Source organism: Alphaproteobacteria bacterium, from assembly GCA_017308135.1.
In the GTDB taxonomy this organism is placed as follows: Bacteria; Pseudomonadota; Alphaproteobacteria; order CACIAM-22H2; family CACIAM-22H2; genus Tagaea.
On the sequence record JAFKFM010000006.1, the window covers coordinates 51264 to 75551 of the forward strand.

Below are 24288 nucleotides of genomic sequence, written 5' to 3' on the forward strand. Positions count from 1 at the left end.
GATAGAGCGCGCGGGATCATAGGGATAGCGGCGCCCACGTCAATATTTTTACGGGGCCTTGCGCCGATCTTCCGCGCGTCGTAGCCAGAGCCATGGGCCGTCGCCTTTCCGACATCGATATCGCCGTGCTTGCGGGCGGTTTGGGCACGCGCTTGGCCGGCGCCGTGCCGGGCCTGCCCAAAGTGCTGGCCCCGGTCGCCGGGCGGCCTTTCGTCGAACATCTGGTCGATTTTCTGGCCGCACAAGGCGCCAAACGAATCGTCTTCCTGCTCGGCCATCGCGCGGACATGGTCACGGCGCATCTGGATGCGCATCGCCGCGCCGGAATCGACTTCGATTGGTCGATCGAGCCCGAACCGCTGGGTACCGGCGGCGCGCTGGCTTTTGCCGCGTCCAAATTCCGCAGCGATCCCGTACTGATCGTCAATGGCGACACATTCGTCGATGCCGATCTGGGCGCTTTCTGCGCCGCTTATGCGAAGCCCGCGACGATGCTGGCGGTCGAGGTCGACGATGCCGGGCGCTACGGGCGGCTCGATATCGCGCATGGCAAGGTCATGCGCTTCGTCGAAAAGGACCCGTCCTTCAACGGCACGGCCGCGATCAATGCGGGCATCTATCTTCTGTCGCGCGAATTGATCGGCGGCATCGAAACCGGCCGTCCCGTTTCGCTCGAACGCGATGTGTTCGAACGCCTGGCGCCCGGCACGATCGCGGCCCCAATCGACCGACGCGCGCGCTTCGTCGATATCGGCACGCCGGAAAGCTGGCAAGGGGCCGCGTCGATCGTCATAGGACCGAAAACATGAGCGACAAGGAACCGCCGGTGCGCGTCGTGGCGCGCGAGACCGCCTTCGAGAACAAGGTCTGGCGCGTGCGCCGCGACCATATTCGCGACGATGCGGGCAACGAAGTGCGCGACTACGTCACACTCGCCCCCAAAGCGGCCCCCGACGCGTCGGAAGGCAAAGCGGCCCCCACGCAAGGTGTGGCCGTCGTCGCGCGCGTCAAGGACGGGCGCATCGCGTTGCTGCGCAATTGGCGCCATCCGATCGGCCGCTGGGGCTGGGAATTGCCCAAGGGCTTCGTCGATGCGGGCGAGGACGAGCCCAGCGCCGCACGGCGCGAACTCGCCGAAGAAACCGGCCTTGCCTCGGCGCTCTCGCTGGTTCCCTTGGGCCTCGTCGCGGCCGAACCGTCGAGCATCGCGGGCTTCGCCGCGTTGTTTCTGGCGCGCGATTGCGCGCCGACGGGCGCCACGCTCGATTCCGAACTCGGCATGGGCCGCGCGACGCTGCTCGACGACGACGAAATCCTCGCGTTGGAATCGGCGGGCGAGATCTTCGACGCGCTGACCCTGGTCGGGCTTGCGCGAGCGCGGAATCTGGCTAAGTTCCAGCCATGACTGGCACTTCCCGCCCCGTTGTCTTGTGCGTGTTGGACGGGTTCGGCCACCGCGTCGAACGCGCGAACAACGCGATCGCGCTGGCCCGCACGCCGAATTTCGACAAGTTGCGCGCCCTGCACGCCCCCGCCTTCCTGGAAGCGTCCGAACGCCATGTCGGCTTGCCCATCGGCCAGATGGGCAATTCGGAAGTCGGGCATATGAATCTGGGGGCGGGCCGCGTCGTGATGCAGGATCTCGTGCGCATCGATGCCGGGATCGAAGACGGTTCGTTCTTCAAACTTCCCGCGTTGACCGACGCCATCGCCAAGGCGAAGGCTGCGGGCGGTACGGCGCAAATCATGGGCCTGTTGTCGCCCGGCGGCGTGCATTCGCATCAAGATCATATCGTCGCGCTCGCGCGCGCGTTTTCGGACGCGGGCGTGGCCGTGCGCATCCACGCGTTTCTCGACGGGCGCGACACCGCCCCGCGCTCGGCGGAAGATTTTCTCGCCAAATTCGACGCGGATATTGCGGGCCTGAAAAACGCGAAGCTCGCCACGATCGCCGGACGCTACTATGCGATGGATCGCGACAAGCGCTGGGAACGCGTCGAGCTGGCCTACAACGCCATGGTCGACGCCAACGCGCCGAAATTCGCGACATGGCAAGAAGGTGTCGCCGCTTCCTACGCCGCCGATATCGCCGACGAATTCGTCAAGCCGTTCGCAATGCCCGGTTACGCGGGCATGAAGGACGGCGACGTCTTGGTGATGGCGAATTTCCGCGCCGATCGCGCGCGCCAAACGCTCGACGCGCTGCTCGATCCCGCTTTCGCGGGCTTCGCGCGGCCGCGCATCGTGAATTTCGCCGCCGCGATGGGCATGGCGGAATATTCGTCCGCCCTCGCCAAGCGCATGACCGCGATGTACGCGCCGCAATCGCTGGCCAACATGATGGGCGAGATCGTGTCGAAGGCCGGCCGCACGCAATTGCGCATCGCCGAGACCGAGAAATACGCGCATGTCACCTTCTTCTTCAACGGCGGCGAAGAGAAGGAATGGCCGGGCGAGAAACGCATCCTGGTGCCGTCGCCCAAGGTCGCGACCTACGATCTTCAGCCCGAGATGTCGGCCCCCGAGATGACCGACAAGCTTGTCGCGGCGATCCTGTCGGGCGAATTCGATTTCGTCGTCGTGAACTACGCCAATTGCGACATGGTCGGGCATACCGGCGACTTGAAGGCCGCGATCAAGGCGGTCGAAACGGTCGATGCTTGCGTGGGCCGCGTGGCCGAAGCGGTCGAAAAGATGCACGGCGCGTTGTTGATCACCGCCGATCACGGCAATTGCGAATGCATGCTCGATCCGGTCACCGGCCAGGCGCAAACCGCGCACACGCTGAACCCCGTGCCCGTCTACGTGCTCGACGCGCGTTTGCCGGGGCGCAACGCGCCCGTCGCGGTGCATGACGGCAAGCTCGCGGACGTCGCACCCACGCTGCTCGAATTGATGGGCTTGGCGGCACCGCCCGAGATGACCGGGCGATCGCTGATCGCGGTTCCGGCGTGAACAAGGCGGCCGCCCTCGCCTTTCTTTCGCTGCTGATCGCGGCTAACGCCGCCGCCCAAACCAACCCGTCGGAACGGCTGGTCGAGCTCGAGCGCCTGATGGAGCAAGAGCGCGGGCGCGAACGCGGCCTCGCGCGCGAAACGCAAGCGACCCTCGCCGCCATCGCCGATCTGCGTTTGAAAAGCGTGGATGCCGCCAACGCCGCGTCGGCCGCCGAAGACCAAGCCTTCGAGATCGAAACGCGCATCGCGGTACTCGACCAAGACGCCGCAGCGCGGCGCGCGGCGATCGACAAGCGCCGGTCGGAAATCGCGGCGACGGCGGGCGCCTTGCTGCAACTCGCCCGCCGCCCGCCCGAATCGCTGGCGCTGGAGCCGCATTCGCCGCTCGAATCCGCGCGCGCCGGCCTGCTCGCCGCCGCCACGATCCCGGAATTGGAGCGCCGCGCCACCGAACTGCGTCGGGAATTGACGGCGCTGGAAACCGCCCGTGTCGCGGCTTCCCGGGAACGCGAAAAATTATCGGCGGCGCTGGCCGCCCTGGCGGCCGAATCCGCCCGGCTCGACGCGGCGATCGAGGCGCGCAACAAGGCGCTCAGCCGCCTGACCGACGATTCCCGCGAATACGCCGCCAGGCTGGAGCGCATGGGCCGCGAAGCCCAGGATTTGCGCGATTTGGTGGCCCGTTTGGAAGATCGCCCGGTCGCCGCACCCGTCCGCGCCCCGGCCGCCCGCACGCTGGCGCCGTCGCGGGCCACCGGGGAATTGGCGGCTTTGGCCGGCTATCGCTGGCCGGTGCGCGGCGGGTTGATCGAAAGCTTCGGCGATACCCAAAGCGGGGGCCAAATCGCGCGGGGCCTGACCATCGAACCGCGCGAAACCGCCGCCGTGATCGCCCCGTTCGACGGAACCGTGGCCTTTGCCGGGCCGTTCCGGGGTTACGGGCTTATCTTGATCCTCGAACATAGCGGGGGATATCATTCGGTTCTGGCGCAGTTGGGCCGAATCGACGCCGTCGTGGGACAAGCCGTGACGGCGGGCGAACCGGTCGGGCGCGCGGGCGCGAGCGAGCAGGGAACGCCGGTGCTCTATCTGGAGCTTCGGCGCAACGGTCAGCCGGTCGATCCCACGCCCTTGCTGTTCGGCGCCGAAGCCGGTGCGCGTCGCTAACGCGGTTTGCTCGGCGAACGCATTTTGAGTGTCGACGGCCGGGCCATCGTGGTCCGGCGGAAAAGGAACCCCCGATGTTCGCCCGTCACTTCGCCGCCGCCAGCCTCGCCGCCACGCTTGCCTTCGTGTCGCCGGTTTCAGCGCAAGCTCCGCAAAGCGGCGGCGGCTCGGAAACCTTCCGCCTGCTTCAATTGTTCGGCGACGTGTTCGAGATCGTGCGCAGCGAGTATGTCGAGGAAGTGCAGGACCGCAAACTGGTCGAAGACGCGATCAACGGCATGCTGACCTCGCTCGACCCGCACTCGTCCTTCCTCAACGCGCGTTCGTTCCGCGACATGCAGGTGCAGACGCGCGGCGAGTTCGGCGGGCTTGGCATCGAAGTGACGATGGAGAACGGCCTGGTGAAGGTCGTGTCGCCCATCGACGACACGCCCGCTTTCCGCGCCGGATTGAAGCCCAACGACTTCATCGTCATGCTCGACGGCGAGCCGGTGATGGGCATGACGCTGCAGGACGCGGTCGAAAAGATGCGCGGGCCCGTCAACAGCCAGCTCAAGGTTTTGATCCGCCGCGGCGAGGCGCAGCCCTTCGAAGTGACGCTGACGCGCGCCGTGATCCGCATCCAATCGGTGCGCAGCCGTGTGGAAGGCGATATCGGCTATGTGCGCATCACCAGCTTCACCGAGCAGACGGACGTGGGCTTGCGCAACGCCATCCAGCGCATCCGCGAGCAGCTCGGCGACAAGATGAAGGGCCTCGTGCTCGACATGCGCAACAATCCGGGCGGCTTGCTCGACCAAGCGATCGCCGTCTCCGACGCGTTCCTGGAACGCGGCGAGATCGTCTCGACCCGCGGCCGCCGGTCGGAGGAAGCGCAACGCTACAACGCGCGCGCGGGCGATCTTCTGGGCGGCATGCCGATGGTCGTGCTGATCAATGGCGGCTCGGCGTCGGCGTCGGAAATCGTCGCGGGCGCGTTGCAGGACCATCGCCGCGCGATCCTGCTCGGCACCAAATCCTTCGGCAAAGGCTCGGTCCAGACGATCCGCCCCGTGGGCAACCAGGGTGCGATTCGCCTGACGACCGCGCGCTACTACACGCCGTCGGGCCGGTCGATCCAGGCGCAGGGCATCGAGCCCGATATCGCCGTCGAGCAAGCGCGCATCGAAGTGACGCCGACGGGGCCGGTGCGCCGCGAGGCCGATCTGCGCGGCGCCTTGCGCAACCCGCAAACGCCCGCCAACGGCCAAGCCCCCGCGGCACCAGCCGCCCCGCAAGCCGCCCCGGCGCCGCAAAGCGACGAACCGCCCGCCGAGGGCGCGCAAGACTACCAGCTCAGCCGTGCGCTCGATCTGCTGCGCGGCCTCGCGCTGTTCCAGCAGCGCGCGAACTGAGCGCGGGCGTTTAGGATCGGAATCAGGGCATGGCGGCGACAGACGAGTCCGATCCGCCGCCCTTGCCGCCCGCAAGCCCCAAGCCGGCCCCGGCGCGAACGCGCAAGCCGCCGCTGCTGGCACTCGCGTGGATTCTGCTGATCGGCGCCGTCGCCGGTTACGTGCTGTGGGCGCAAACGCAGACGCCGGAGAGCGAGCTCGATCTCGGCGATCCGGTCGTCGCGATGGTGCGCTTGCCGACACCGGCGGTGACCGCCCCCGTTCCGCCGCCGCCCGCTCCGGAGCCCGCACCGGCGCCGACACCCGAACCCGTTGCAGCACCCGAACCGCCGCCGGCACCGGTTCCTGCCCCGACGCCTGAGCCCGCCCCGCAAGCGACAGCGCCCGCTGCACCGGTCACACCCCCGGCCCCGCCGCCGGCGGCAACCCCGACGGCCCCGCGTCCGATCGCGCCCGCCCCGCCCGCACCAATTCAAACGGCACCGGCAGCACCGGTAGCGACACCTTCCCCTGCTCCGGCACCAACGCCTGCGCCAGCACCGCAGCAGCAAGCCGCGCGCCCGGCCGCCCCGCCGTCATTGGCGCCGTTGCCGCCGCGCGACGTGGAAGCACCGACTTGGGTGCGGTTCGCGCGTCCCTTCGATCCGGAAGAAAAGCGCCCGCGCATCGCGATCGTGCTGACGGATCTGGGCAAGAGCCAGGCGGCAAGCAACGCCGCGATCCAGAATCTTGGCGGCGCCATTACGCTCGCCTTCAGCCCTTACGCCGATAACCTGACGCAATGGGTGGCGCTGGCGCGCGCGGCCGGTCACGAAGTGCTGTTGAACGTGCCGATGGAGCCCGCCGATTTCCCCGCGACCGATCCCGGCCCGCAAACGCTGCTGACCACGTTGTCGGCGCGCCAGAATCTCGAACGGCTCGACGGCTTGCTCGGCCGCGCGCAAGGCTATGTCGGCATCGCGACGGCGGCGGGCTCGCGCTTCACCACGTCGGCCGACGCGATGCGCCCCGTCGTCGACCGGATGTTCCAGCGCGGTCTGCTGCTGCTCGATTCGCGCACCGCGCAGAACTCGCTCGCCGCGCGCGTGGCCGACGACGTGGGCGTACCGCGCGTCTATGCCGATCGCATCATCGATACCGAAGCCTCGCGCCCCGCGATCGACCGCGCGCTCAACGATCTGGAACGCATCGCGCGCCAGAACGGTGTCGCCGTGGGCATCGGCCAGCCTTTCCCGGTGACGTTCGAACGCCTGATCAATTGGCTGGCGCTGGTCGAGAATCGCGGCTTCGTACTCGCCCCCGTTTCGGCCGTGGTCAATCGGCAACCGGCCCCCGGGGCCGCCCCGGCGCCCGCGACCGCACCCGCCGCCCAGCAACGATGAAAACCGTCACATTGGCCGATTATCGTCCCGGCGTGGGACTGATGCTGTTCGACCGCAAAGGTCGCGTCTTCGTCGCGCGCCGCAACGACACGCCGGACGCCTGGCAAATGCCGCAAGGCGGCATCGACGACGGCGAGGACCCGCGCGCGGCGGCCTTGCGCGAGCTCGCCGAGGAGACGGGCGTGACCAACGCCGAAATCGTCGGCGAGAGCGAAGACTGGATCGCCTACGACCTGCCCGAAGAATTGCGCAAGAAAGTCTGGAAAGGCCGTTATCGCGGCCAGCGCCAGAAATGGTACGCGCTTCGCCACCTCGGCAAAGACTCCGACATCGACCTCAACGCGCATGAGGCGGAGTTCGACGCTTGGCGCTGGGCGGCCCTCGACGAACTCGAATCGCTGATCGTGCCGTTCAAGCGCGACCTCTATCGCCGCGTCGTCGCCGAACTCGGGCCCATCGTGCGCAAAGCCGTCGCGCCATGAGCGAACTGGTTTTGTCCGGTGTGGCGAAAAGCTTCGCCACCGCCCAAGGCGGAACTGTCCGTGCGTTGGAGCCGACCGACCTCAACATCGCGAACGGCGAGTTCGTCGCGTTGCTCGGCGCTTCGGGCTGCGGCAAATCCACGCTGCTGCGCCTCGTCGCCGGATTCGAAACGCCCGATCGCGGCACGATCGCGCTGGGGTCGCGCATCGTATCCGGCGGGGCATCGCATGTGCCGCCCGAAGAACGCCGCGTGGGCATCGTGTTTCAATCCTACGCGCTGTGGCCGCATATGAGCGTGGGCCGCAATGTCGGCTACGCGCTGGAAGTGGCGCATGTACCCGACGCGAAGCGCAAGGCGCGCATCGCCGAAGCGCTCGCCAGCGTCGACCTCGCCGGTTACGAGGACCGCAAACCCGCCGAATTGTCGGGCGGCCAGCGTCAACGCGTGGCGCTTGCGCGCTGCTTGGCGATGGACCCGGCGATCGTGCTGCTCGACGAGCCGCTCGCCAATCTCGACGTCCATCTGCGCGCCTCGATGCTCGAAACCTTCGCGGCGTTTCATGCCAAGACGAAGGCGACGATGCTCTACGTCACCCACGATCAGGCCGAAGCGATGGCGCTGGCCGATCGCATCGCCGTGATGGAAGCCGGCCGCATCGTTCAATTTGCGGACCCACGGACTCTCTATCGCGAGCCCGCGACCGCCACGATCGGCGCCTTCGTCGGGCGCGGCGCCATCGTCAAAACCGAAATGCTGGCGGCGGAAGGCGGCAAAGCGGGGATCGAACTTTACGGGCGGCGTTTCCGCGTGCGCTGTGCGGGCGATCGCGCCCCGGGCCCCGCGTCGCTCGTATTGCGGCCCGAAGACCTCGCCCTCGCTGCCGACGGTTTTCCCGCGACGATCAAACGCGCCGCGTATGTCGGCGGATCGTGGGATATCGACGCCGTGCCCGACGCCGATCCCGCCGCGTTGCTGCGTTTGTCGCTGCCCGACGACGGCCACCCGCATGCGGGCGACAAAATTGCGCTGGGCCTCGTCGACGGCTGGGTGACGGACTAGCCGTCCGTCAGGCGGCTTGTGGCGCGGCTGCCGCAAAAAGTATAGAATGCGCGCATGAATCCGATGTCCCGCATCACCATCCGCGCCGAACAATGCCACGGTCAGCCCTGCATCCGTGGCATGCGCATTCGCGTGACCGACATCCTTGAGATGCTGGCCGGCGGCATGACGCATGCCGAGATTTTGGCGGACTACCCCTATCTCGAAGCGGACGACATCACCGCCGCGCTGGCCTATGCCGCGCGCGAAATCGGGCACCCGGTCGTCACGTCGGCCGCCGAGTGATATTCCTCGTCGATGCCCAATTGCCGCCGCAGTTGGCCGTATGGTTGCGTAACGCCGGACACGACGCCCATCACGTTCAGGAAGTCGATCTACGCGATGCGGCGGATTCCGCCATCCGCGCCTACGCCGCCGGGATCGGCGCGATCGTCGTCACGAAGGATCGCGACTTCACACCGGCCGGCGAAACAGCGATCAAGGTGGTTTGGGTCCGCACCGGTAATCTTGGCACGCGCGCCTTGATCGACCGAATGGAATTGGCCTTGCCGCAAATCCTGGCGCACTTCGCCGAAGGCGCTAAGCTCGTCGAGCTTCGCTAGCGCTAATTCGCCCAGGGCAAGGTGCCCTTGGGCAAGCGATGCGCGATAAGGCCGAGGATCAGCATCAGCACGATCACGGCGGCGACGGCGAGCGTGGACACGGCGGCGGCCAGCGGCGAGTCGCCGCCTTCCTGCAACGAAAACACCATCACGCCCAGCGTTTCCGAGCCCGACGACCAGAGAAGCGCCGAAACGGTGAGTTCGTTGAGCGCGGTGAGGAACACCAGGATGGCGCCCGCCCCGGCGGCCGGCGCGACCATCGGCAAGGCGACGTCGCGCAAGCGCCGCCCGAACCCCGCCCCGGCGGCGGCGGCGGCTTCGTCCAACGCCGGATCGAGCTGCGCGAAGGCCGCACTCACGGGGCGCAACGCCAGCACCATGAAACGCGCGACATAGGCGAGACCGATGATCCACAGCGTGCCGTAGATCGACACGCCCAGAATCGGCAGCGGGCGAATGAAGGTGAGGATCGTCGCGATCGCCAGCACGATGCCGGGCAGCGCGTAGGGCAATTCGATCAACGTATCGAGCAGCTTGACCAGCCTTGTGCGCCGCCACGCGGCGAAGTAGGCGATCGGCATGGCGAGCATCACGCACAGCAGCGCCGCGATTCCCGCCAGCAGGAAGGAATTGCCGAAGGCGCGCGACACCGCGCTTTGGCGGAAGGCTTCGACATAGGCGCGCAACGTCATCGTGGTCGCGTCGAGCGTCACGCCGATCGCGGGTACGAGCGATTGCGCGATCAATGCGACGAACGGCACGATCGCGGCGAAGACCAGCGCCGTCCACAAAAATATCTCGACGCCCAAGCGCGCTTTGCCCAAATGCCACGGTTCCAACGGCATCGAAGCGCCGGACACGCGCGCGTCGAGCGCGCGGCGCGCATGGGCGTGCAGCCACAGCATGGCAAGCGCGAACACGCCGATCAGCGCCGACAACGTCGCGGCTTGCGCCAGCACCGACGGGCCGAATCCGGCCAGACGCTGATAGATGAGCGTGACGAGCGTCGTGTACGAGACCGGAATGCCGAGCAAAGCGGGCGTGCCGAAATTGCCGATGCTCGACACGAAGGCGAGCAAACCGCCCGCCATAATCGCCGGGAACATCAACGGCAGCACGACCGTGCGCGCCACCACGATTCTTGTGGCGCCACAACCGCGCGCGGCTTCGATCGCTTCGCGCGGCAAAGCGCGAAGCCCCGCGCGCACCGCCAAGAACACCAAGGGCGCATGTTCGAGGCCGAGCAGCCAGGAAATGCCGAAGCGGCCATAGAGCGGATTTTCCGAACCCGGCGGCGGCGCCAAGCCGAACGCGCCGAGCAACGCGCTTTGCGGACCCGCCATGTTGATCCAGGCCAGCGCCGCGATCTGCGAGGGCACGACCAGCGGCAACACGAACACGAAGATCAATGCCGCCTTGGCGCGAATATCGGTCAACGCCACGACCAGCGCGAAGCCCACGCCCAGGAACAGCGAGATCGCCGTCCCCATCACCGAGGTTTCGAGCGTATTCCACGCCGCGCGCCAGGTGGCGGTCGCAGTCAAGGCGCGCGTGGCGATGGAAAGATCGAAGCCGCCGCCCCGCGGGGCGACGGCTTCATAAAGCAATCTGGCGAGCGGCCAGAGCGAGACCAGCGCCACGATCCCGGCGAGGGCGAAGAGCCAGCGGCGCTCGTCCGCCCCCGTCCGGATCGCGGAAAAGCTCACTTGCCGAACAGATCGGCGAAGCGTTCCTTGTCGGCTTCGTCGCTGCGCAGAATGTCCGCGATCGGAATCGGCATCAGCTTGACGTTCGACAGGACCGGGAAACCTTCCGGCGCCTTCACTTCGTTGGAGACCGGCAGCATGCCCTGGCTCGCGGCCAAAGCCTGACCGTCGACCGACAGCACGAAATCGACGAAGGCGCGCGCGGCGGCCTGGTTCTTCGCCGTACGCAGGATCGCGACCGGCTCGGTCACGAAGGTCGATCCGTCGCGCGGGAACACGAACTCGACCGGCGAGCCCTTCTTGTTCGCGTTGATCGCCATGAAGTCGACGATCACGCCGTAGAGCTTCTGGCCGCCGGCGACGGCTTCGAGCACGGCGGGATTGCCGCGCGCGGCCTGGGCGCCGTTGGCCTTCAAGGTCTCGTACCATTTCCAGCCGAGATCGGGCTGGCGCACGACGGCCCCCATATGAATGGCGGCGGCACCCGAGAACAACGGCGAGGGCATCACGACCTGGCCGCGCGCTTCGGCCTTGGCGAGATCGGCCCAGCTCGTCGGCTTCATCGCCGCCGATTTGTTGTAGACGATGCCCGTGGTGATAAGCTTCGTGCCGAAATAGGTTTTGCCCGCGTCGAAGCTGCCGGCGGGCAAGCCATCCGTCTTCGCCTGGGTATAGGGCAGCAGCTTGTTTTCCGCCTTCAGCGATTCCATCGTCATCGCATCGGCGATCAGCAGCACGTCGGGCTGCGGATTGCCGGCGACGAATTCGGCTTGAAGCCGGTTCATCAACTGCGTGGTGCCGTCGCGGGTGAAGGTCACCTCGACGCCCGGATGCACCTTCCGGAACGCGTCGATCGTCGCTTGCGCGTCGGCCTGCGGCTGCGAAGTGTAGAGCACCAGCTTGCCCGAGGGCGCTTGCGCGGCGGCGGGAAGAATGGTCAGCGCCGCGAAGGCGGCAACGAGAACGGAACGACGGAACATGAGGGACGGGCTCCCGGTTTCGGGGTTAGGAACGTGCCCCGATTACCCGCCTTCGGTTACACGCTTGTGACAGATCGTTCAAGCGCCCGCGCGCGCCAAAGACGCCGCCCGGCGGGTCATGAAGGCCGTGGCCAGCGCCGCGATCGGGCGCTGCAACGCGCCGTTCGACGGCAGGCCCACCGCCTTCAGCACCATCGCGATGCCGCGATCGATATGCTTGCGGCGATAGACCGAATAGGCCCGGCGCGCATAGGCGCGCGCGGCGACCGCGCGGTCGTAAGGCTCGGGCCACATATTCGCGGCGTAATAGGCGTAGGACAATTCATCGTCTTCGGACTCCGCAATGCGTCCGAGACCGGTCCACACGCGCTTCATTCGGCCGATCTTGTCGCGTTCCAGGTAACGCTGCATGTGGTCGTAGAAAAGCTTGTAATGACGGAACTCGTCGGCCGCGATTTTGCGGCATATTTGCGCGAAGACCGGCTCGTCCGACGCCTCGGCGAGCGCGGTGTAATAGGAACTCGTGCCGGTTTCGACGATGCAGCGCGCGATCAACTCGCCCGCCCGGCTGCCGCGCACCGACGCCGTCGCATCCAAGGGCAGCTTGTAGCCGTCGGTGAATCGCTTGAACGACGCGTCGAAATCCCAGGCCGGGTCGGCCAGCGTCGCCCATTTGGCGAGCGCCTTGCCGTGCTGGATCTCCTCGACTGCCCAGGCATCGACCGCCGGGCGGATCGCCTCGTCGCCGGCGAACACGTTGTTGAGATAGACGGCGTAGTCGGCCCCGTTATGCTCGACCATCGCGGCGGCCTTGGCGACCGCGAGCAGATCGGGATCGACCCGATCCGCGCGGAATGCGGCCCAATCGATATCGTCGAGAGTCCAACCCGCCATGACCGTTCCTTTGCTAATGACGGTTATATGGCGCCGAATACCGCAGCGCGCAAGGCCCCGCGTTGTCGCTGAAGCCCTTGTGAAAATTGCGGTTTTCGGGCACGACTTAGCGAAATCCTTCGTTCCCCGGAGCCATATCCCATGAAATTCGTCCCGCTCGGCCGTTCGGGCCTGATGGTCAGCCGCGTATGCCTTGGCGGCAATTCCTGGGGGGCCGCCGGGCGGCGCGCCTGGGCGGCGTTCGGGCCGGAGGAGTCGGCGCCGTTCTTCAAACGCGCCCTCGATCGCGGGATCAATTTCTTCGACACGGCCGACGCCTATAACCTCGGCGTCTCCGAAACGATCATGGGCGAGAAGCTGATCGGCCTTGTGCCCCGCGACGAACTCGTGATCTCGACCAAGGTCGGTTTGAAAATGGGCCCCGCGCCGAACGCGGTGGGTTTGGGGCGCAAACATCTCGTCGCCTCGCTCGACGCGCAATTGAAGCGCCTGAAGACCGATCATATCGACGTTTATCAGGTCCATCGCTTGGATGGCGTGACGCCGCTCGAGGAAGTGATGGCCACGCTCGACGGTTTCGTGCGCGCGGGGAAAGTCCGCTATATCGGCGGCTCGACGATGCCCGCCTATAAATTCGCGCAGATGATCGCCATCGCCGACGCGAAGGGCTATGCGCGCCCGATCGCGATGCAGAATCTGCATAACGCGATCCAGCGCGAGGAAGAGCGCGAGATGAACGCGCTCTGCTTGGAGCAAGGCGTGGGCTTGATCCCCTATTCGCCGCTGGCGCGCGGCTTCCTGGCCGGCAACCGCGTCAAAGGCGGGGGCGGCGACACCGAGCGATCGAAGAACGACGCGGGTGCGAAGCCCGAAACCTATCGCGATTGCGATTGGGCGATCGCCGACGCGATCAAAGACATCGCCAAGATACGCGGCGCCAAGCCCACGCAAGTGGCGCTGCTGTGGCTATGGTCGAAACCCTATATGGCCGCCCCGATCATCGGATCGACCAAGCTCGAGCAGCTCGACGACGCGGCCGCCGCAGCCGATATGCCGCCGCTGACGGCCGACGAGGTTTCGCGCATCGAAACGCCGTATATTTGGCGGCCGCATCCGGGCTGGAACGGCTAGACAAGCTTCGTTAATCTCTCCCCCAACGATCCGATAATTCGGGGGGAGCCTATGTTGAAGAAAATCCTGGCCGGTGCGGCTTTGGCCGCCTTGGCGTTTCTGCCGATGGTGACATCTCAAGCTGGGGCGCAAGAGCAGCCCAAGCGCGGCGGCAATTTCATTTTCGCGGTCGGCGGCGAACCCGATACGACCGATTGCCACGCGGCGACGAATTTCGCGGTGATCCATCATCTGGCGCCGCATTACTCGACGCTGGTGAAGTTCGACGCCAAGAACTACCCCAAAATCATCGGCGACACGGCGCGCGATTGGACGATCTCGCCCGACGGCAAAACCTATACGTTCCGCCTGATCCAGCCGATCCGATTTCATGACGGCTCGGCGCTGACCTCGGCCGACGTGAAGGCGAGCTTCGATCGCATCAAGACGCCGGCACCGGGTGCGCGCTCCGCGCGCCGCGATCATTTCCAGGACGTCGCGTCGGTCGAAGCGCCGGCACCCGACACGGTCGTGTTCAAGCTGAACAATCCGAACCCGGCCTTCATGACCTATCTGGCGGCCCCGTTTAACTGCATCTATTCGGCCGCCAAGCTCGCGCAGGATCCGCGCTATCCCGAGAAGGAAGTGATGGGCTCGGGCGCGTTCCGCTTCGGCGAGCGCGTTCCCGGTTCGCATTGGACGGGCACGCGCTTCGACGGTTATTTCCGCCAGGGCCAGCCTTATCTCGACGGCTTCCGCGCGGTCGTGATGTCGGGCGCTTCGATGCTCAACGCCGTGCAAGGCGGCCAGGTGATGGCGGAGTTCCGCGGCATCAGCCCGGCCGAGAAGGCGCGCGTCGCCAACCCGAAGGTCACGTTCCAGGAAGCGAATTGGCTATCGGGCCTGATCTTGTCGTTCAACGTCGAACAGAAGCCCTTCGACGACGTGCGCGTGCGCCGCGCGTTGTCGATGGCGCTGGATCGCTTCGGCGCGGAAGCCGCCTTGTCGCGCGTCAGCCAAGTGAAGGCGACGGGCACGCTGCTGCGCCCGGGCTACGACTACGCGCCGCCGCGCGGCGAGCTGACGAAGTATCCGGGCATGACGCCGACCGCCGATATCGCGCGCGCGCGCGCCGAAGCGCGGCGCTTGCTGCAGGAAGCGGGCGTGCCCAACCTGAAATTCGAAATCATCTCGATGTCGCTGCCGCCCTTCCCCACCGTGGCGGTGTGGCTGATCGACCAATGGCGCCAGATCGGCGTCACGGTCGAACAGCGCCAGGCCGAACGCGCGACCTATTTCGCCGCGCGCACGTCCGGCGCCTTCCAGGTAATGTTGGATTTCACGACCGAGTTCGCGGACGAGCCGAATTTCCAGCTGCGCCGGTTTATCTCGTTCGATCGCGTGCCCGGTTTCAACGTGTCGCGCCATCTCGACCGCCGCCTGGACGAGATCTTCGACCAGCAGGAACGCGAAACCGACGTCGCCAAGCGCAAGGCGCTGGTCCGCGATTTCGAAATCCATCTGTTCGATATGGGCTACACGGTGCCGCTGTTCTGGTTCACCCGCATTGTGCCCCTCGCTTCCAACGTGCGCGGCTGGGACATCACGCCGTCGCATCTGCTGGGCCAGGATCTGGCGGGCGTGTGGCTCGCCAACTGATCCCGCCCGCCGATCGACAAGAGAAACGCCGGGGCGCAAGCCCCGGCGTTTTTTTGAGAGTCTGAGCCAGGGGAATTGTGCCGCCTGCGCCGCCGGGATTTTGTGACGCAGGCAGGAGAAGGGCGCCGCGCGTAGTGGTTCTACGCGCAAGCACTTCGACGAACCTGCGGCGCAAAAGAACGCGGCCCTACGGGTTGGGTTCCGGCGGGCGCCCGCTTTGTTGCGGCCCTCGCCGATAGGTACCGCTATCGGCTTCGGACCGCGCCGCGCGGTTCGCACACGCCGGAAGCCCAACGCAGGCGGCACAATTCCCCTGGATCAGACTCTAGCGCCAGCCGTTCTCGTGCAGGAACGCGGCGACCGCGTCGTTGAACGCGTCCGCGATTTCGAAATAGGCCGAGTGCCCGGCCTTGGCGAACAAAACGTCGCGCGCGTTCGGAATTTTGCGCGCCAAGGCGGGGGCGAGGAACGAGGGGAACACCACATCTTCCTCGCCCATCGCGAGCAGCACGGGGCATGCGATCCCCGCGGCGTCGGCCGGATCGCGCCAACGTTTGAGCTTCGCGCGCAACGCTTCCTTGTCGAGCCCGCCGGTGCCCGCCAGCGTATCGATCGATTTATAGAGATGATGCAAGGCGGGTTCGGCTTCGGCATAGCGCCGCCCGGTCGCCGGATGGATCGCGGCTTCACGCATGGCTTCGCGCGCGGCGCTGGCTTGCGCCGACCATGCGTCGAACGCGGCGGGGTCGAGTCGGCGCACATCCAACGTTCCCGATGTCGCGGCCAGCACCAAAGCGGCGACGCGGGCGGGCTTCGTCAGCGCCAACTCGACGGCCGCCCAGCCGCCCATCGATTGCGCGACCAGGGCGGTCTTCGCGATGCCGAGATGGTCAAGGACCGCTTCCACATCGCCCGCGAAATCGGCGGGATCGGGCGGCAGCGTCGCCGCAGTGGAAGGGGCGAAGCCGCGCGCGGCCAAGGTCACGACCTTGTGCCGCCGGGCGAATTCGGGAACCTGCTGCCACCACGACAGATGATTGCCGCCCAGCCCATGGAGGAACACGATCGGCGGGCCATCGCCCGCGACTTCGTAGTAAACGCGCGCACCGGGACGTTCGACATAGCCGGCGGTGATTTTCGGAGCCCAATCGGAATCGCTCATAAGCGCAGTCTGCCACCATTCGAAATCGAATACAGGGCATGAAACCGAAAACAGCGCGACAAAACGGCCCGGACCGTGCAAGGCTTTGTGCGGTTACGTTGCCGCCGCGTCCGTTCCCCTGCCGGAGTTGCGCCGATGTCGTCGAAGCGTCTCACCCGTCGTCATGCCCTTGCCACCGGCCTCGCCGCCGCGACGATTTGGCCCTCGCGCCGTGCCGCCGCGTCGGGCCCCGTCGATCTGCAGCTCGTCCTTGCCGCCGATATCTCCCGCTCGATCGACCCGGAGGAATTCGCGCTGCAACGCCAGGGCTACGCTTCGGCGATTGCCGATCCGCGCGTCGTGAAGGTGATGACCGGCGGACGTTTCCGCGCCGTCGCCGCCACCTATTACGAATGGTCGGGTATTCGCTCGCAACAGACGATCGTCGATTGGACGCGCATCGATTCCGCCGCGGCGGCCGAGGATTTCGGCGCCAAACTTTTGGCCGTGCCCCGCCCCTTCGGCGCGCAGACGGCTTTGGGCGAAGCGATCGCGTTTTCGCTGCGCGAGTTTCAGCGCTGCCCCTTCCCGGCCGAGCGGCGCACGCTCGACGTGTCGGGCGACGGCACCAATACGTCGGGCATGATGCCCGATGTCGCGCGCGATCAGGTTCTGGCGACCGGCGTCACGATCAACGCGCTGGTGATTTTGTCGACCGATCCGATGCCGTGGAATCCGTACCACACGCATCCGCCGGGCGGGCTGGACGAGTATTTCCGTACCAACGTGATCGGCGGCCAAGGCGCCTTCCTGATGGCGGTCCAAGGTTTCGAAACCTTCGGATTCGCAATGGTCAATAAATTGAGCCGCGAAACGGCCTGAGAAGAAGCGAGAGGAATTCCCCGATGAAATCGATCTCCCGCCGCACGGCGCTTTCCGTGGCCGGTGCCGCGCTGGCGTCGCCGGCGCTTGCGCAACATCCCCATCACGGCCAGATGTTCGAGCGGATGAACCAGCCCGGCCGCATCGATCTGCCGCCGCTGGCGCTGGAACACGCGGTCTATGACAGCCCGGCGCCGAAAGCGGCGCAGCAAGGCCGATGGGAAGCCAAGCCCCCGCTGCCGCTGCCGCGCACCGAAATGGCGTGGGCGGCGGCGTTGGACGGCAAGCTGCATCTGGTCGGCGGCTATGCCGAACAGCGTTTCGACATGCCCTATCACCATGTGTTCGATCCCGCGAAGAACGCGTGGAGCGAGGCGGCCAAGCTGCCGCGCGGCGCCAATCACGTGGGCATCACCACGCATGGCGGCAAGCTCTACGCCTTCGGCGGCTTCATCGAACAGAACCGCTTTCCGCACGAGGACGTGTTCGTGTGGACGCCGGGCGACGATCGCTGGGTGAAATTGCGTCCGCTGCCGACCGCGTCGGGCGCCATCGGCGCCGTCACCGTCGGCGACAATATCCATCTGGTCGGCGGTGCCGTCGGCAATACCCAAGAGACGCGCAAATCGATCGATTGGCATCTTGTCTACGACATCAAGGAAGACCGCTACCGCGAGGCGGCGCGATTCCCCACCGCGCGCGACCATGTCGGCATCGTGTTCAACAACGGGCTGATCCATCTGGTCGGCGGGCGTGTGGATACGTTCCACACGAATTCGAATTTGCACCACACCTACGATCCCAAGGAGGATCGCTGGCGCTTCCGCAACCCGATCCCCACCGCGCGATCGGGCCACGGCACGGTCGTCTATCGCGGCAAGATGTTCTGCATGGGCGGCGAAGGCACCAACAAGGTGTTCGGCCAGAACGAGGCCTATGATTTCCAGACCGACAAATGGGAGCAATACGCGCCGATGCTGACCCCGCGCCACGGCGTGGGCACGGCGTTGCTGGGCGACGCGATCCATATGGCCGGCGGCGGGCCGCAGATGGGCGGCGGCGTCAAATCCGCCGTCCACGAAGCCTTCACCTTGGGCTAGTTACAACCCAGGATTTGACCGCGCCCACAGGCCGGCGCACCCTTCTCCCCGGCGGCCGCACGCTCGAAGGCGGCCGGGGAGGAAATCATGAGCCTGTTGACCGACGCGGAATTGGCGGCGCTGAAACCCGCCGATACGGCCACGCCCGCCACGCCGATCCCCACGCAAGTCGTCGCCAGCGACGAATTTTTCCCGATCCCGCAGACCGAACGCCAAGCGAAGGTCGAAGCGCGGATGGGCGATCTCGCCGACGAGCTTGGCGCTAAGCACAAGCTCGATCGCCGGGGGTTTTTCAAGACGGCCGCCGGCATGGCCGCCGCCTTCGTGGCGATGAACGATATCTACGGGCCGCTTTACGAGGTGTCGCGCGCCGAAGCGGCGTCGATCGACAAGGCGGCGCAGCGCGCCCAGGCGCTGTCGGGCCAATTCGTGATGGACGTGCATACGCATTTCCTGCGCGACGATACGCGCCTGGAAGGTTTCGTGCGTGCGCGCGCCGCCGTGGGTCAGGCGGGCTGGAACCCCGGCCTTGCCGGCAAGGAACAGACGATCGCGGATTTGAAATATCCGAACTGGTTCAAGGAAATCTATCTCGACAGCGACACGAAGGTCGCTCTCGTCTCGGGCTCCGGCTCCGAAGACCCGCGCGACTGGTTCCTGACCAACAAAATGAAATTCGACGCGCGCGAACGCGTCAACACCGCGTCGGGTTCGCGCCGGTGTTTGAGCCACGCGATCTTCATGCCCGGCGTGCCCGGCTGGATGGATCAGGTGGACGAGGCGATCGCGCTCTACAAACCCGATAGCTGGAAGGGCTACACGGTCGGCGACAACACCAACAAGCAGTTGGCGCGCCATCCCTGGCGGCTCGACGACGAAAAGCTGCTTTATCCCTTCTACGAGAAAATCCTGAAGGCGGGGCAGAACATCGTCTGCGTGCATAAGGGCCTGTACCCGCCCTCGACCGAGCAGCAATTCCCGCACCTGGTGCAATACGCGAAGGTCGACGACGTCGGCAAAGCGGCGAAGGATTGGCCGCAAATCCGCTTCGTGATCTATCACTCGGCTTATCGTTGGGGTTCGGGCGGCAACGCGGCGGCGGGCATGGCGCAGTTCGAGCGCACGGGGCGCGTGGAATGGGTCAACGACCTTGCCGAAATTCCCGAGAAATTCGGCGTGTCGAACGTCTATGGCGATCTGGGTCAGATCTTCGCGCAAAGCACGGTGATCGAGCCGCGCCTGTGCGCCGCCATGATGGGCATTCTGGTGAAGGGCCTCGGCGCCGATCACGTCGTGTGGGGCACGGATGCGATCTGGACCGGCGCGCCGCAATGGCAGATCGAAGCCTTGCGCCGCCTGGAAATTCCCGAAGACATGCGCCGCCGTTACGGCTTCCCGGAGCTGGGGCCCGCCGATGGCGCGATCAAGCGCATGATCTTCGGAGAGACCTCGGCCAAGATGTACAATTACGACATCACCAAAGCCGGGCTCGACACCGACGGCGTCGCCGCCGTGAAGGCCGCCTATCTGCGCAACGGCGCCGACCCGTCGCATTTACGTTACGGTTATGTCCTAAACGGACAACAGCCCGGCTAAACGATTCGTGATGACGCCGTCGGGGGTGGCCACTTCATCGACGATGGTGAAGTGGTCGCGCCCGGCGATCACGTCGAGCGTGACGGGTGCGCCCGTTTTCGCGCGCGCGTCGGCATAGTCGCGCGATTGGCGGATCAGCTCGGGCAATTCATTGCCGCCGACCGCCAAGGCGATGGGTTTGCGCGAAGCACCGGGATCGGTCATCGGCGACAACGCGGCGGCTTCCGCTTCGCTCAAGCCCAGCTTGTCGTTGATGTAGTTGTGGCGCAGCGGCTCCAATTCGAAAATGCCGCTGATCGCCAGCGCCGATGTCAGTTTCGGATGGTCGAGGGCGCTGACCGCCAGATGCCCGCCCGCCGACCAGCCGGCCGCGCAAATCCGCGTGCGGTCGGATCCCGCTTTCGCGAGCAAGCCGTCGAACGTGTCGATCGATTTGCGGATCTGGCCGACGATGTCGCGCAACGTCGCTTCCGGCGCCAACACATAGCCCGCGAAGCCGACATCGATCCCGCGCGCCAGCGGGCCTTGCGCCAAAGCCGCGAAGGTCGCGCGGGTATGGACGGGGATCTGCCAATACCCGCCATGGATCAACAGCAAACCGGGCGCGCCCTTCTTGCCGCAAGGGTAGAAATCGACCGCTTGGCGTTCATGCGGGCCATAGGCGACGTCGAGCACGGCCCCCCGATGCCCGTCGCGGAACGCCGCACTGCGCGCGCGCCACTCGGCCAGCAATTCCTGCGAATTGGGGACGGCCGCGCCGTTGTTGTAGGCGGCGTCGAGCGCCGCGCGGGTCATTTCGCGCCAATTTTCCATACGGCCGAGTTTACTGGGGCGCTTTCAATTCCGCCACCGGGGGCAAATACGTGTCCACATAAAGGTCGCTCGCCGGCGGCGCGCTCGCATACTCGGCCGCTTCCGACAGAAAGGCGTTCAACTTCTCCAAGCGTTCCTTCGTCACCACGCTGAACCCGTTGGCGCGCACATAGGGCGTCATGATCGACGTGTCGATCATGAATTTGTAGCGCGCGGTTTCGATCTCCGGATTGATCGTCGCGTCGCGCCGCGCGACCGAGCGGATCGCCTCGGGAATATCCGTCAGCGAATCGCGCATCCCCGCCAGCGTCGCGCGGATGAATTTGCGGATCGTTTCGGGATTGCGGCGCGCATATTCCTGCGTGACCAGCAAACCATTGCCCATCAGTTCGAACCCGTGATCGCCCAGCGGGAACAGAACGACGTCCTCCGGCTTCACGTTCAGCGACAGAAGATTGAAATAGGTCGTCGCGGCGAAGGCCGTGACAGCATCCGCCCCGCCGCGCGCCAGCAGCGAATCGCGCAGATTGGGCTGCACGGTCAGCCATTCGATCTTCGACGAGTCGATGTTCTGCAACCGCGACAACACGCCCCAAAGCGGGCGGATGAAATCGCCCGGCGGGTGGGCGATTTTTTTTCCGGCGAGATCGGACATCGTTTTGATACCGGTCGATTTGAGCGTCACCAGCGCGTGCTGCCCCTTGTCCATGTAGAGGAACACGGTCGTCACCTTCGACGCGGGATTGGTGACGTTCCAGCGGACCAGCATATTCGGGTCGCCTAAACCGATGTCATAGGATCCGGCGGCGAGCTTGGCCATCGCATCGCCCGAGCCGAAGCCGCGATCGATTTGGACGTTCAAACCTTCGCGCGCGAAATAGCCGCGATCGGCGGCGATGAACCACGGGCTTTGATGGGGCTGCGGCGCCCAATCGAGGGTAAGGCGTATATTGACCGGCGCTTGCTGCGCCATCGCCGGCAGAAGCATGGCGAGAATCGCGGCGGTCGCGCACAAAGTTCGGGCAAGGAAACGCCTCAATTTCGGCATCGCTACCTCCATATCGCGGCGGACATCGCCGGCACGCAGATACGACGCAGAATGTATGCCAGCCGCGCGCGGCATAAGCGTTGCTTCTCTCTTTCGATTAAGGGAGGACCCGATGACCCGGCATAAAGACATACGGATACCCGAAGCCGGCGCCTATGTTCTGCGCCGCGCGCGCGTGCCCGCCGTGTTCTTCGACGCCACGATGCCGGGCTTGGCGGCGGATTCCGAAGGCTGCGCGCTGGTCGATCTAGCCATCGCCGACGGCAAGATCGCGCGCATCGCCACCGCCGGTTCGGCGGCGCAAGGCCCCGGCGATATCGACCTCGAGGGAAGGCTGGTCTGGGCGACGCTGATCGACATCCACACCCATCTCGACAAAGGCCAAGTGATCCCACGCGCGATGCCCGACGGCACGCTAGACGGCGGTGCGATCGGCACGTTCGAAGACCGCAAGCGCTGGACGCACGCGGATATGCGCGCGCGCATGTCGTTCGGCCTGCGCTGCGCCTATGCGCATGGCGTGGGCGCCATCCGCACCCATCTCGACAGCCAGGAAGAAAACGCGCCGACGAGCTGGGACGTGTTCCGGGAACTGCGCGACGAATGGGCCGGACGCGTCGATCTTCAGGCCGTCGGCCTCGTCCCCCTTACCTTCTTCCGTACACCTTGGGGCAAGGAATTGCCCGGCTTGGTCGCGCGATCGAAAGGCGTCTTGGGCGGCACGACCGACGCGATCGGCTATTACGATGGTGCCCGCAACGACGAGCTGGTGGCGTTGCTCGATTTGTTTTTCGAGGTCGCGGGCGCGCACGGCCTCGACGTCGACATGCATGTCGATCAATCGGACGATCCCGCCGCCTTCTCCCTGCCGCTGATCGCCGAAGCGGCGCTGCGCACCGGCTTCAAAGGCAAAGTGCTGGCCGGGCATTGCGTCAACCTCGCCTTGCAGGACGATGCGACGATCAAACGCACGGCCGAACTTTGCGCCAAGGCGGGCGTCGCGGTCTCGACCATGCCGACGCCGATGGTCTATTTGCAGGATCGCAAACCGGGCCGCACGCCGCGCTGGCGCGGGGTGACGGCGGTGAACGAATTATTGGCGGCGGGCGTGCCCATCGCGATCGGCGGCGACAATTGCCGCGACGCGTGGTTTCCCTATGGCGATCACGACATGATCGACACGTTCCAGCAATCGGTGCGCGTGCTGCAACTCGACCATCCGCTGACGCCGGCCATCGCCGGGGTCGGTCCGGTCGCGGCCAAGATCGCGGGCTTCGCCGGCACCGGACGCATCGTCGCAGGCGGACCCGCCGGCTTGATCCTGTTCGCCGCGCGCACGCTGAACGAATTCATGTGCCGGCCGCAAAGCGACCGTATCGTGATCAACGCGGGCGCGCGCGTGCGCGATCCTTTGCCGGATTACGCCGAACTCGACGCGACGCTCGCGGTCTGACTATTCCGCCTTCATCGGCAGATCGAGATCGAGGCGCTCGGCCAGCGCTTCGAAATCCGGCGTATGGCCGGTGGCGGCGGCGAATTGGCGCTTTTCTTCGGCATCGAGGCCGAGCCCGGTTTTGACCCAGGCGCGCAGTATCGCCAGCGCTTCGCTTTCGGTCGCGAGGTCGATCGTCTGCGCATGATGCGTGTGGACATAGGCGTTGCCCGACAACGCCACATCGCCCGCGCGCGTATTCAACACCAGCACCATCCGGCCGAGGCGCGATTCGAATTGCCGGAAGGCGGCGGGGAGCGTCACCAGAATGCGCCACCAAATCGCGCGCATGTCCGGATGCGCGTAGAACTGCTTCCAGGTGACGTCCGGATTGTCGATCTGCATCTGCTTCCAAGTCGCCTGTGCGGCCATCGACAGGGCGAATTCCTGTTCCTTGCCGATCAGCATGCGGATGAACGCGCGGATCCCGTGGACGAGTTCGCGGCTGACCGAGCCGTCTTCGAACAACGGCGCGATCGGTTTGCACACCAGCCGCCCGAACGCATCGCGGCGCAGTTTGCGCAACAGCGCCTGGCGGCGCTGATTTTCGAACGCGTTGGCGGCGAGCCCGGCGATTTTGGTGAGGTTCCCGCCGGTGACGATCTCGCGCGCTTCGCGGCGCAAGCCCAGCGTGTCTTGCCCGTCATGCTTGGCGATCACGCGCTCGACGAAAGACAGCAGAATTTCCGCGCCAAAGCCTTCGAGTTTGCGCCGTTCGCCATCGGGATCGGCAACATCCGACGGTGTCGGTTCGGGCGGGGGCTGGGTCATGGCGATCGCGACTCCAATTCGAAACATGATCGCATGAATTCCTGAAGTGAG

23 protein-coding genes are annotated in these 24288 nt (G+C 65.9%); 16 read left to right on the top strand and 7 right to left on the bottom strand.

Annotated elements, in window-relative coordinates:
* Window positions 1–92: 92 nt before the first annotated feature.
* The 10 genes from J0H39_00475 (at window position 93) to J0H39_00520 (ending at window position 9045) form a co-directional block, all read left to right on the top strand.
* Window positions 93–809, top strand: a complete 717-nt coding sequence (locus J0H39_00475) for an NTP transferase domain-containing protein (protein ID MBN9495199.1) — start codon at window positions 93–95, stop codon at window positions 807–809.
* Window positions 806–1405 (top strand): NUDIX hydrolase, encoded by a 600-nt coding sequence (locus tag J0H39_00480; protein ID MBN9495200.1) that lies wholly within the window; start codon window positions 806–808, stop codon window positions 1403–1405. The genes J0H39_00475 and J0H39_00480 overlap by 4 nt, the downstream gene beginning before the upstream one ends.
* Window positions 1402–2955: a 2,3-bisphosphoglycerate-independent phosphoglycerate mutase gene (locus tag J0H39_00485; protein ID MBN9495201.1), complete on the top strand. Its 1554-nt coding sequence runs from the start codon at window positions 1402–1404 to the stop codon at window positions 2953–2955. The genes J0H39_00480 and J0H39_00485 overlap by 4 nt, the downstream gene beginning before the upstream one ends.
* Window positions 2952–4124 carry a peptidoglycan DD-metalloendopeptidase family protein gene (locus J0H39_00490; protein MBN9495202.1) on the top strand — a complete coding sequence of 391 codons (1173 nt, stop codon included), beginning with the start codon at window positions 2952–2954 and terminating at the stop codon, window positions 4122–4124. The genes J0H39_00485 and J0H39_00490 overlap by 4 nt, the downstream gene beginning before the upstream one ends.
* 74 nt (window positions 4125–4198) lie before the next feature.
* Window positions 4199–5518: a S41 family peptidase gene (locus J0H39_00495; protein MBN9495203.1), complete on the top strand. Its 1320-nt coding sequence runs from the start codon at window positions 4199–4201 to the stop codon at window positions 5516–5518.
* 29 nt (window positions 5519–5547) lie between these two features.
* Window positions 5548–6900, top strand: coding sequence for a divergent polysaccharide deacetylase family protein (locus J0H39_00500; GenBank protein ID MBN9495204.1), 1353 nt, complete (start codon window positions 5548–5550; stop codon window positions 6898–6900).
* Window positions 6897–7382: an RNA pyrophosphohydrolase gene (locus tag J0H39_00505; protein ID MBN9495205.1), complete on the top strand. Its 486-nt coding sequence runs from the start codon at window positions 6897–6899 to the stop codon at window positions 7380–7382. The genes J0H39_00500 and J0H39_00505 overlap by 4 nt, the downstream gene beginning before the upstream one ends.
* Entirely contained in the window at window positions 7379–8443 is a 1065-nt protein-coding gene (locus J0H39_00510; protein ID MBN9495206.1) for an ABC transporter ATP-binding protein, read from the top strand. The genes J0H39_00505 and J0H39_00510 overlap by 4 nt, the downstream gene beginning before the upstream one ends.
* 54 nt (window positions 8444–8497) lie before the next feature.
* Complete coding sequence (locus J0H39_00515) at window positions 8498–8728, top strand: DUF433 domain-containing protein (GenBank protein MBN9495207.1); 231 nt, start codon at window positions 8498–8500, stop codon at window positions 8726–8728.
* Between the two features lie 20 nt (window positions 8729–8748).
* Window positions 8749–9045, top strand: coding sequence for a DUF5615 family PIN-like protein (locus J0H39_00520; protein MBN9495208.1), 297 nt, complete (start codon window positions 8749–8751; stop codon window positions 9043–9045).
* 2 nt (window positions 9046–9047) lie between these two features.
* Here J0H39_00520 and J0H39_00525 read toward each other — a convergent pair whose 3' ends face one another.
* The 3 genes from J0H39_00525 to J0H39_00535 form a co-directional block, all read right to left on the bottom strand.
* Window positions 9048–10736 carry an iron ABC transporter permease gene (locus J0H39_00525; protein MBN9495209.1) on the bottom strand — a complete coding sequence of 563 codons (1689 nt, stop codon included), beginning with the start codon at window positions 10734–10736 and terminating at the stop codon, window positions 9048–9050.
* 11 nt (window positions 10737–10747) lie between these two features.
* On the bottom strand, window positions 10748–11731 hold the full coding sequence (locus J0H39_00530; protein ID MBN9495210.1) for an ABC transporter substrate-binding protein: 984 nt from the start codon (window positions 11729–11731) through the stop codon (window positions 10748–10750).
* A 78-nt stretch (window positions 11732–11809) separates the two neighbouring features.
* Window positions 11810–12625 carry an acyl-ACP desaturase gene (locus tag J0H39_00535; GenBank protein ID MBN9495211.1) on the bottom strand — a complete coding sequence of 272 codons (816 nt, stop codon included), beginning with the start codon at window positions 12623–12625 and terminating at the stop codon, window positions 11810–11812.
* 141 nt (window positions 12626–12766) lie between these two features.
* Here J0H39_00535 and J0H39_00540 point away from each other — a divergent pair, with 141 nt between their 5' ends.
* Window positions 12767–13756: an aldo/keto reductase gene (locus J0H39_00540; GenBank protein MBN9495212.1), complete on the top strand. Its 990-nt coding sequence runs from the start codon at window positions 12767–12769 to the stop codon at window positions 13754–13756.
* 105 nt (window positions 13757–13861) lie between these two features.
* Window positions 13862–15394 carry an ABC transporter substrate-binding protein gene (locus J0H39_00545; GenBank protein ID MBN9495213.1) on the top strand — a complete coding sequence of 511 codons (1533 nt, stop codon included), beginning with the start codon at window positions 13862–13864 and terminating at the stop codon, window positions 15392–15394.
* A 325-nt stretch (window positions 15395–15719) separates the two neighbouring features.
* Here the strand turns inward: J0H39_00545 and J0H39_00550 are convergent, their stop codons facing one another.
* On the bottom strand, window positions 15720–16556 hold the full coding sequence (locus J0H39_00550; GenBank protein MBN9495214.1) for an alpha/beta hydrolase: 837 nt from the start codon (window positions 16554–16556) through the stop codon (window positions 15720–15722).
* A gap of 135 nt (window positions 16557–16691) precedes the next feature.
* On the opposite strand from J0H39_00550, the gene J0H39_00555 reads away from it, so the two are divergent.
* The 3 genes from J0H39_00555 to J0H39_00565 all read left to right on the top strand — a co-directional run bounded on the left by J0H39_00555 (window position 16692) and on the right by J0H39_00565 (window position 20113).
* Entirely contained in the window at window positions 16692–17417 is a 726-nt protein-coding gene (locus J0H39_00555; GenBank protein ID MBN9495215.1) for a DUF1194 domain-containing protein, read from the top strand.
* A gap of 23 nt (window positions 17418–17440) precedes the next feature.
* Window positions 17441–18517, top strand: coding sequence for a galactose oxidase (locus J0H39_00560; protein ID MBN9495216.1), 1077 nt, complete (start codon window positions 17441–17443; stop codon window positions 18515–18517).
* Window positions 18518–18601: 84 nt separating this feature from the next.
* On the top strand, window positions 18602–20113 hold the full coding sequence (locus J0H39_00565; GenBank protein ID MBN9495217.1) for an amidohydrolase family protein: 1512 nt from the start codon (window positions 18602–18604) through the stop codon (window positions 20111–20113).
* Here J0H39_00565 and J0H39_00570 read toward each other — a convergent pair.
* On the bottom strand, window positions 20090–20908 hold the full coding sequence (locus tag J0H39_00570; GenBank protein MBN9495218.1) for an alpha/beta hydrolase: 819 nt from the start codon (window positions 20906–20908) through the stop codon (window positions 20090–20092). The two genes, J0H39_00565 and J0H39_00570, sit on opposite strands and share 24 nt — an antisense overlap.
* Before the next feature lie 28 nt (window positions 20909–20936).
* Window positions 20937–21974, bottom strand: a complete 1038-nt coding sequence (locus J0H39_00575) for an ABC transporter substrate-binding protein (protein MBN9495219.1) — start codon at window positions 21972–21974, stop codon at window positions 20937–20939.
* A gap of 112 nt (window positions 21975–22086) precedes the next feature.
* Here J0H39_00575 and J0H39_00580 point away from each other — a divergent pair, with 112 nt between their 5' ends.
* On the top strand, window positions 22087–23427 hold the full coding sequence (locus J0H39_00580) for a cytosine deaminase (protein ID MBN9495220.1): 1341 nt from the start codon (window positions 22087–22089) through the stop codon (window positions 23425–23427).
* On the opposite strand, the gene J0H39_00585 is transcribed toward J0H39_00580, so the two are convergent.
* Window positions 23428–24237, bottom strand: a complete 810-nt coding sequence (locus J0H39_00585; GenBank protein MBN9495221.1) for a hypothetical protein — start codon at window positions 24235–24237, stop codon at window positions 23428–23430.
* Window positions 24238–24288 lie beyond the last annotated feature (51 nt).